This window comes from Nocardioides sp. AX2bis (genome assembly GCF_902506435.1).
GTDB lineage: Bacteria > Actinomycetota > Actinomycetes > Propionibacteriales > Nocardioidaceae > Nocardioides.
The window spans coordinates 805,549-812,323 of record NZ_LR733215.1 but is presented as its reverse complement, the minus strand read 5'-3'; the positions used below and the strand labels follow the sequence as shown (position 1 = coordinate 812,323).

Genomic DNA, 6,775 nt, shown 5'->3' with positions numbered 1-6,775 from the left:
CCCCCCACTCCCCGCCCACCGCCACCATGCCGACACCTACCCTCGAGCCCGTGAGGTACGTGGTGCTGGGGGCCGGGGCGGTCGGGGGTGTCGTCGGGGCGCGCCTGCACGACGCCGGGACGGACGTGACGCTGGTCGCCCGGGGCGAGCACCTGGCGGCGATCCGACGGCGCGGGCTGCGGGTGGACCGGCCTGGGGGCGTGCGTACGGTCGCGGTCGACGCCGTCGGCTCCGTCGCGGACGCCACGTGGACCGACGACACCGCGGTCCTGCTGGCGGTGAAGAGCCACCAGACCAGGGCGGCGCTGGACGACCTCGTCGCGCACGCGCCGGCCACGACCGCTGTCGTCTGCGTGCAGAACGGCCTGGCCAACGAGCCCGAGGTGCTGCGGCGCTTCGCCCGCACCTACGCCGTCTGCGTGATGCTGCCCTGCACCCACCTGGAGCCGGGCCTGGTGGTCGAGAAGTCGGCGGTCGCCCCCGGCGTGCTCGACGTCGGACGCGTGCCGGGCGGCACCGACGACGTGACCGCCGCGGTCTCCGCCGACCTGCGACGGGCGGGGTTCGAGTCCGAGGAGCGCGCCGCCGTGACGGCGTGGAAGCGCCGCAAGCTGCTGATGAACCTCGGCAACGGCGTCGACGCGGCTGTGGTGCCCGGCGACGACGCCGACGAGCTCGTCCGGCGCGCCCGGGCGGAGGGCGAGGCGCTGTTCGTCGCGCTCGGGCTTCCCTGCACCAGCGCAGCAGAGGACCGCCTGCGGCGCGGCGACCTCATCCGGCGGCGCGACGACGTCGACGACGACGGCGGCTCCACCTGGCAGAGCCTGACCCGAGGCACCGCCAGCGAGATCGACTACCTCGCCGGCGAGGTCGTCCTGCTGGGCCGGCTGCACGGGGTCCCGACGCCGGTCAACGCGGCCGTCCAGGCGCTCACGCGCCGACTTGCCGCCTCCGGGGGCCGGCCGCGCAGCATCGATGCCGCCTCCGTGCTCGGCGACCTCCCGACGTACGACGAGGGCCCCGCCACCTCACGGTGACGGGGCCCTCGGCAGACGGCGACAGGCTCAGGCCTTGGCGTCGCCCTCGGTGCTGTCCGCGGCGTCGGCCTCGGTCGAGTCGTCGGCCGCCGGGCCGTCGCCGGCCGGCTCGTCGGACTCGGCGACCGTGCTGTCGGGCGCGGTCTCCTCGGTCATCGTCGTGGGCGCGTCCTCGGCCGGGGCCTCGGTCGTGTCCTCGGACTCCGCCGCGGCGGGAGCGGCAGCGGCCGCCGGGCGCGAGGTCGCCGCGCGCGGGGTGGCGCTGTACGCCTCGGTCACCAACTCGATGACCGCCATGGGGGCGTTGTCGCCCTTGCGGGGGCCGATCTTGGTGATCCGGGTGTAGCCACCCGGACGCTCGGCGAACGTCGGCGCGATCTCGGTGAAGAGCAGGTGCACGACACCCTTGTCGTGGATGGTCCGCAGGACCTCACGACGCTGGTGCAGCGGGTTCTCGCCGAGGTGCGCCTTCTTGGCCTTGGTGATCAGCTTCTCCGCGATCGGGCGCAGGTGGCGCGCCTTGGCCTCGGTGGTGGTGATCCGGCCGTGCTCGAAGAGCGCGGTCGACAGGTTGGCCATGATCAGGCGCTGGTGCGCCGGGCTGCCGCCGAAGCGGGCGCCCTTCTTGGGCTTGGGCATCGTTCTCTCGATCCTCCCGGGCCGTGTCAGGTACCCGGGTAGCGGGTGTGCGGGTCGGGGGCGGTCGCCCCCGGGGTGATCAGTACTGCTCGTCCTCGACGAACGCGTCGTCGTCGTCCTCGTAGGCCGCCAGCGCGGTGGCCGGGTCGAAGCCGGGCGCGCTGTCCTTGAGCGAGAGGCCCATCTCGACGAGCTTGGCCTTGACCTCGTCGATCGACTTCGCGCCGAAGTTGCGGATGTCGAGCAGGTCCTGCTCCGAGCGGCTGATGAGCTCACCCACGGTGTGGATGCCCTCGCGCTTGAGGCAGTTGTAGGACCGGACCGTCAGCTGCAGGTCCTCGACCGGCAGGGCGAGGTCGGCCGCGAGCTGCTCGTCGACGGGCGACGGGCCGATGTCGATGCCCTCGGCCTCGACGTTGAGCTCACGGGCCAGGCCGAAGAGCTCCACCAGCGTCTTGCCGGCCGACGCGATGGCGTCGCGCGGCAGGATCGAGGGCTTGGTCTCGACGTCGATGACGAGCTTGTCGAAGTCGGTGCGCTGCTCGACACGGGTGGCCTCGACCTTGTAGGTCACCTTCATGACGGGGCTGTAGATCGAGTCGACCGGCATCCGGCCGATCTCGTTGTCGCCGCCCTTGTTCTGGACCGCCGAGACGTAGCCGCGGCCGCGCTCGACGACCAGCTCCATCTCCAGCTTGCCCTTGTCGGACAGCGTGGCGATCTTCAGGTCGGGGTTGTGGACCTCGACGCCGGCCGGCGGCGCGATGTCGGCGGCGGTGACGTCGCCGGAGCCCGACTTGCGCAGGTACATGGTGACCGGCTCGTCGTGCTCGGAGGAGACCACGAGGCCCTTGAGGTTGAGGATGATCTCGGTGACGTCCTCCTTGACCCCCTCGATGGTCGAGAACTCGTGCAGCACGCTGTCGATCTTGATGCTGGTGATCGAGGCACCCGGGATCGAGGAGAGCAGGGTGCGACGCAGGCTGTTGCCGAGGGTGTAGCCGAAGCCGGGCTCGAGCGGCTCGATGACGAACCGCGAACGGAACTCGTCGACGGTCTCTTCCGACAGGGTGGGGCGCTGTGCGATGAGCACTGAATCAGTCCTTTCCGGGTCCGACCGCTATATGAAGGGCCCAGATGTTCAAGAAGGTGGCAACGGTGGCGTGAACCGGTCCCGGGGTCCGGGCCCGCAGTGCGGACCCGGACCCCGAGGGGGCAGTCGGGGACGGAGCCCCCGACCGTTTACTTCTTGGAGTAGAACTCCACGATGAGCTGCTCCTGGACCGGGATGTCGATCTGGGCCCGGACCGGGCGCTGGTGCACGAGGACGCGCATCCGGGTGGGGATGACCTCGAGCCACGCGGGGACGACGCGCTCGCCGTGGGTCTCACGCGCGACGATGAACGGCGTGGTCTCCAGCGACTTCTCGCGCACGTCGACGATGTCGTGCTCGGTCACCTGGTACGACGGGATGTCGACCTTGTGGCCGTTCACGAGGAAGTGACCGTGCACGACGAGCTGACGGGCGTGGCGACGCGTGCGGGCGAACCCGGCGCGGTAGACCACGTTGTCGAGACGGCACTCGAGCATCTGCAGCAGGTTGTCGCCGGTCTTGCCCTGGCGACGCGACGCCTCGTCGTAGTAGTTGACGAACTGCTTCTCCATCACGCCGTAGGTGAAGCGGGCCTTCTGCTTCTCCTGCAGCTGCGTGCGGTACTCGCTCTCCTTGATCCGCGCGCGGCCGTGCATGCCGGGCGGGTAGGGGCGCTTCTCGAAGGCGGCGTCGCCTCCGACGAGGTCGACACCGAGACGGCGCGACTTCCTGGTCATGGGGCCGGTGTAACGAGCCATGGTTCCTCAGTCTCCTGTCGGTCTCGGGGTCAGACGCGCCGGCGCTTGGGCGGGCGGCAACCGTTGTGGGGCGTGGGCGTGACGTCCTGGATGGTGCCGACCTCGAGGCCGATGGCACCCAGCGAACGGATCGCGGTCTCGCGACCCGAGCCCGGACCCTTGACGAAGACGTCGATCTTCTTCATGCCGTGCTCCTGGGCACGGCGGCCGGCGGCCTCCGCAGCCATCTGCGCGGCGTACGGCGTCGACTTGCGCGAGCCCTTGAAGCCGACGGTGCCGGCGGAGGCCCATGCGATGACCGCACCGGTGGGGTCGGTGATCGTGACGATCGTGTTGTTGAACGTGCTCTTGATGTGGGCTTCGCCCTGAGCGACGTTCTTCTTCTCCTTGCGGCGCACCTTCTTGGCGCCCGCAGCGCGTGCCTTGGGGGGCATGTGCCTTCTCTCCTGGAACTAGCTGGTCTGGGTGATCGAGCTCGGCGGCGCCGACCCGGGGGTCAGCGGGCCTTCTTCTTGCCGGCGACCGTGCGCTTGGGGCCCTTGCGGGTACGCGCGTTGGTCTTGGTCCGCTGGCCGCGCACGGGCAGGCCCTGGCGGTGGCGGCGGCCCTGGTAGCTGCCGATCTCGATCTTGCGGCGGATGTCGGCCTGGACCTCGCGACGGAGGTCACCCTCGGTCTTGAAGTTGGCCTCGATCGCGTCGCGGAGCTGGACCAGCTCGTCGTCGCCGAGCTCGTGCACACGCGTGTCCGGGCTGACGCCGGTCACGGCGAGGAGCTGCTGGGCGGAGGTACGGCCGATGCCGTAGATGTAGGTGAGGGCGATCTCGATGCGCTTGTCGCGCGGGAGGTCGACCCCGACGAGGCGTGCCATCAGGTGGCGTTCCCTTCGGTTGTTCGCGACGGTGTCGGTCGTGGCGCGTCCCGGGCGGGTGTCCGGGCTCCGGCCGTTGCTCCGGAGGTGGTCGATCGCTCTCCCCGAGGGGCGGGCGACCTAGCGGTCACGTTGTGGTGGTGCTGCAGTGCCGACCCGGGTGGGTCAGCCCTGGCGCTGCTTGTGGCGGGGGTTCTCGCAGATGACCATGACGCGGCCGTGGCGGCGAACCACCTGGCACTTGTCACAGATGCGCTTGACGCTGGGCTTGACCTTCATGGCGGCCCTTTCTCGTGTGCGGCGGGTTACTTGTACCGGTAGACGATCCGACCTCGGGTGAGGTCGTACGGAGACAGCTCCACCACCACGCGGTCCTCGGGGAGGATCCGGATGTAGTGCTGTCGCATCTTGCCGCTGATGTGGGCGAGGACCTTGTGGCCGTTGCTGAGCTCCACGCGGAACATGGCGTTCGGCAGAGCCTCGGAGACGGTGCCCTCGATCTCGATCACGCCTTCTTTCTTCGGCATGTCCTCACAATCTGCTCGTCGGTTCGCGTCTACCGTCGGGCCCGGGAACCACCCGGTCCTGGGGTTCTGGCGATGGCGCCAGCAGTGACCGGTGGACCTCGTCGGGCCGGACGGGCACCACGACCCGCGCACGACGGCGGACAGCCCCGGAGAGCTGGACGACGACGATCGCGAGCAGCCGCTTGGCGCCACGACGCAGACCCACGTTGGGCCGACACGCCAGTCTAGGCCGAAACCGCGGGGAAACACGAATCCACCTGAGCGGTCGGCCGACGAGGACCAACATACCGCGATCCCGGGCTCAGGCGACCACCCGAGCGCCGACCCGCAGCCACCAGCAGGCGGCGGAGCGGACCGTCGGGGTCAGGGTCGGGTCCGCGGCCACCGCTGCCAGGTCGGGGTGCGCGGCCATCCCGAGCGTCTCCACCACGCGGACGCCGGCCGGCCCGGCGCCCCGGACCCGCCGGTGCCCCTCGGGCACGGCCACCCCGGCGTTGGCCGCCACCCCGAGCACGGCCGCGTCGTCCCAGCGCCGCACGCGCCCCAACCAGGCCCCCACCGCGTCGTCGGCGGCCGGGACCTGCAGCCGGTGCAGCGCGCGCAGCGCTCCTCGGCGGGTCGCCTCGTCAGGGGCTGAGTCCACGAGCTCCAGCAGCGCCGGCACGAGCTGCTCGACGAACGGCGTCGCCATCAGCAGCCAGGCCGAGGTGGTGATCCTGTTGCCTCGGAAGTCGAAGAGCACCTCGAACAGCAGCCGGGCCAGGAGCGGCTGATGCTCGACGTCGAGCCGGTCGCAGACGTCGGCCGCGACACGGTGGCACAGCGCGAGGTGCCGGTTGGTCAGGCCGGTGTCCCAGGACCGCGGCCCGTCCACCGGCGCCAGCGGCCCCGTCAACCGAGCGAGCACGTCACGGCGGACCGCCTCGGGCAGCATCCGGACCAGGGTGGTGATCCGTGCGGCGTGCAGGCCCTCCCCCGCCCGCGCGTGCCCCCGCACCAGGGGCGCCACCAGGACCTGCCAGTCCGCCTCGTCCAGGCCCCCGGTCGTCCGCATCCCCTCCAGGGCCAGGCAGGCCCCGCCGACGACCCAGTCGGCGGGGTGGTCCAGCAGCGAGGCGCACCACCGGAGCAGCCGCGGCGTCGGCTCCTCGGCCAGGGCGGCGAACGCGTTGACCGACGCCGGGCCCGGCCCCGCCCCCAGCACCAGGTCGCGGGCGACGTCCTCGACCACGTCGGCGTACGGTCCGCACCGCAACCGGGCGACGGCCTCGTACCGCGCGGTGTGGGCGGGACCGACCGAGCGGAGGAGCTCCTCGACCAGCACCCGTGCCGCCGGGGCGACAACGACGGTGGGGACGGCCGCACCGGGGCCGTGCCGCAGCAGCCGGGCCCACCGCAGCCAGTCGCCGCCGTCGGCGCGGCCGGTCAGCACGGGCTCGAAGGCGGCGTCCACGGCCGACAGGGGCAGCACCACCGCCCGGGTCGGTGCCCGGTCGCCGGGGGCGTAGTCGAAGCTGCGGCACAGGACGTCGACCGGGGCGCGCAGCCGCCCCGGCGGCAGCCGGAGGACCTGCTCGTAGAGGTCGGTGAGCGCCCCGTCGCGGACCCCCGCGCGCTCGGCCACGCTCAGCGCGGGCACCGAGACCGGGTGGCCCAGCTCGCGCATCCCGTCACCCAGCGCCCGCAGCGAGGTGCCGGTCCCGAGCCGGACCGTGCGCAGCAGCCACCCGATGCGGGCCGGCACGTCCACCCGCGCGCCGTCGAGGAGCGTGGTGTCCTCGATGACGTCGGCCGGTCGTGCCATGCCCCTGAAAGTAGCGCCGCTCGGCGGCCGCCGGACCCCGTTCGCC

Annotated in this window: 9 protein-coding genes; 1 reads left to right on the top strand and 8 read right to left on the bottom strand. The window is 71.9% G+C overall.

Annotated features, from left to right (window positions below; translation table 11 throughout):
• Positions 1-50 precede the first annotated feature (50 nt).
• The gene (locus GV155_RS03960; RefSeq protein WP_201300045.1) at positions 51-1,037 is read left to right on the top strand and encodes a ketopantoate reductase family protein; all 987 of its coding nucleotides are present in this window, start codon (positions 51-53) and stop codon (positions 1,035-1,037) included.
• A 27-nt stretch (positions 1,038-1,064) separates the two neighbouring features.
• On the opposite strand, the gene rplQ is transcribed toward GV155_RS03960, so the two are convergent.
• From rplQ to GV155_RS03920, 8 genes are all read right to left on the bottom strand, one after another.
• A complete protein-coding gene (gene rplQ / locus GV155_RS03955; protein WP_160005437.1) occupies positions 1,065-1,676 on the bottom strand; it encodes a 50S ribosomal protein L17 in 612 nt (203 codons plus the stop codon).
• Between the two features lie 79 nt (positions 1,677-1,755).
• Positions 1,756-2,769 carry a DNA-directed RNA polymerase subunit alpha gene (locus GV155_RS03950; RefSeq protein WP_160005435.1) on the bottom strand — a complete coding sequence of 338 codons (1,014 nt, stop codon included), beginning with the start codon at positions 2,767-2,769 and terminating at the stop codon, positions 1,756-1,758.
• 149 nt (positions 2,770-2,918) lie between these two features.
• Complete coding sequence (gene rpsD, locus GV155_RS03945; RefSeq protein ID WP_160005433.1) at positions 2,919-3,527, bottom strand: 30S ribosomal protein S4; 609 nt, start codon at positions 3,525-3,527, stop codon at positions 2,919-2,921.
• 29 nt (positions 3,528-3,556) lie between these two features.
• On the bottom strand, positions 3,557-3,961 hold the full coding sequence (rpsK, locus tag GV155_RS03940) for a 30S ribosomal protein S11 (RefSeq protein WP_160005431.1): 405 nt from the start codon (positions 3,959-3,961) through the stop codon (positions 3,557-3,559).
• Positions 3,962-4,023: 62 nt separating this feature from the next.
• Positions 4,024-4,398, bottom strand: coding sequence for a 30S ribosomal protein S13 (rpsM, locus tag GV155_RS03935; RefSeq protein ID WP_160005429.1), 375 nt, complete (start codon positions 4,396-4,398; stop codon positions 4,024-4,026).
• Positions 4,399-4,563: 165 nt separating this feature from the next.
• On the bottom strand, positions 4,564-4,677 hold the full coding sequence (rpmJ, locus tag GV155_RS03930; RefSeq protein WP_160005427.1) for a 50S ribosomal protein L36: 114 nt from the start codon (positions 4,675-4,677) through the stop codon (positions 4,564-4,566).
• A gap of 26 nt (positions 4,678-4,703) precedes the next feature.
• Entirely contained in the window at positions 4,704-4,925 is a 222-nt protein-coding gene (gene infA, locus GV155_RS03925; protein ID WP_160005425.1) for a translation initiation factor IF-1, read from the bottom strand.
• Positions 4,926-5,226: 301 nt separating this feature from the next.
• Positions 5,227-6,729 (bottom strand): hypothetical protein, encoded by a 1,503-nt coding sequence (locus tag GV155_RS03920; RefSeq protein ID WP_160005423.1) that lies wholly within the window; start codon positions 6,727-6,729, stop codon positions 5,227-5,229.
• Between the last annotated feature and the right edge of the window lie 46 nt (positions 6,730-6,775).

What these genes read in the sequence shown, in the direction of transcription:
- rplQ (WP_160005437.1), bottom strand. Translation starts at nt 1,676, where the DNA reads ATGCCCAAGCCCAAGAAGGGCGCCCGCTTCGGCGGCAGCCCGGCGCAC.
- rpsD (WP_160005433.1), bottom strand. Translation starts at nt 3,527, where the DNA reads ATGGCTCGTTACACCGGCCCCATGACCAGGAAGTCGCGCCGTCTCGGT.
- rpsK (WP_160005431.1), bottom strand. Translation starts at nt 3,961, where the DNA reads ATGCCCCCCAAGGCACGCGCTGCGGGCGCCAAGAAGGTGCGCCGCAAG.
- rpsM (WP_160005429.1), bottom strand. Translation starts at nt 4,398, where the DNA reads ATGGCACGCCTCGTCGGGGTCGACCTCCCGCGCGACAAGCGCATCGAG.
- rpmJ (WP_160005427.1), bottom strand. Translation starts at nt 4,677, where the DNA reads ATGAAGGTCAAGCCCAGCGTCAAGCGCATCTGTGACAAGTGCCAGGTG.
- infA (WP_160005425.1), bottom strand. Translation starts at nt 4,925, where the DNA reads ATGCCGAAGAAAGAAGGCGTGATCGAGATCGAGGGCACCGTCTCCGAG.
- GV155_RS03920 (WP_160005423.1), bottom strand. Translation starts at nt 6,729, where the DNA reads ATGGCACGACCGGCCGACGTCATCGAGGACACCACGCTCCTCGACGGC.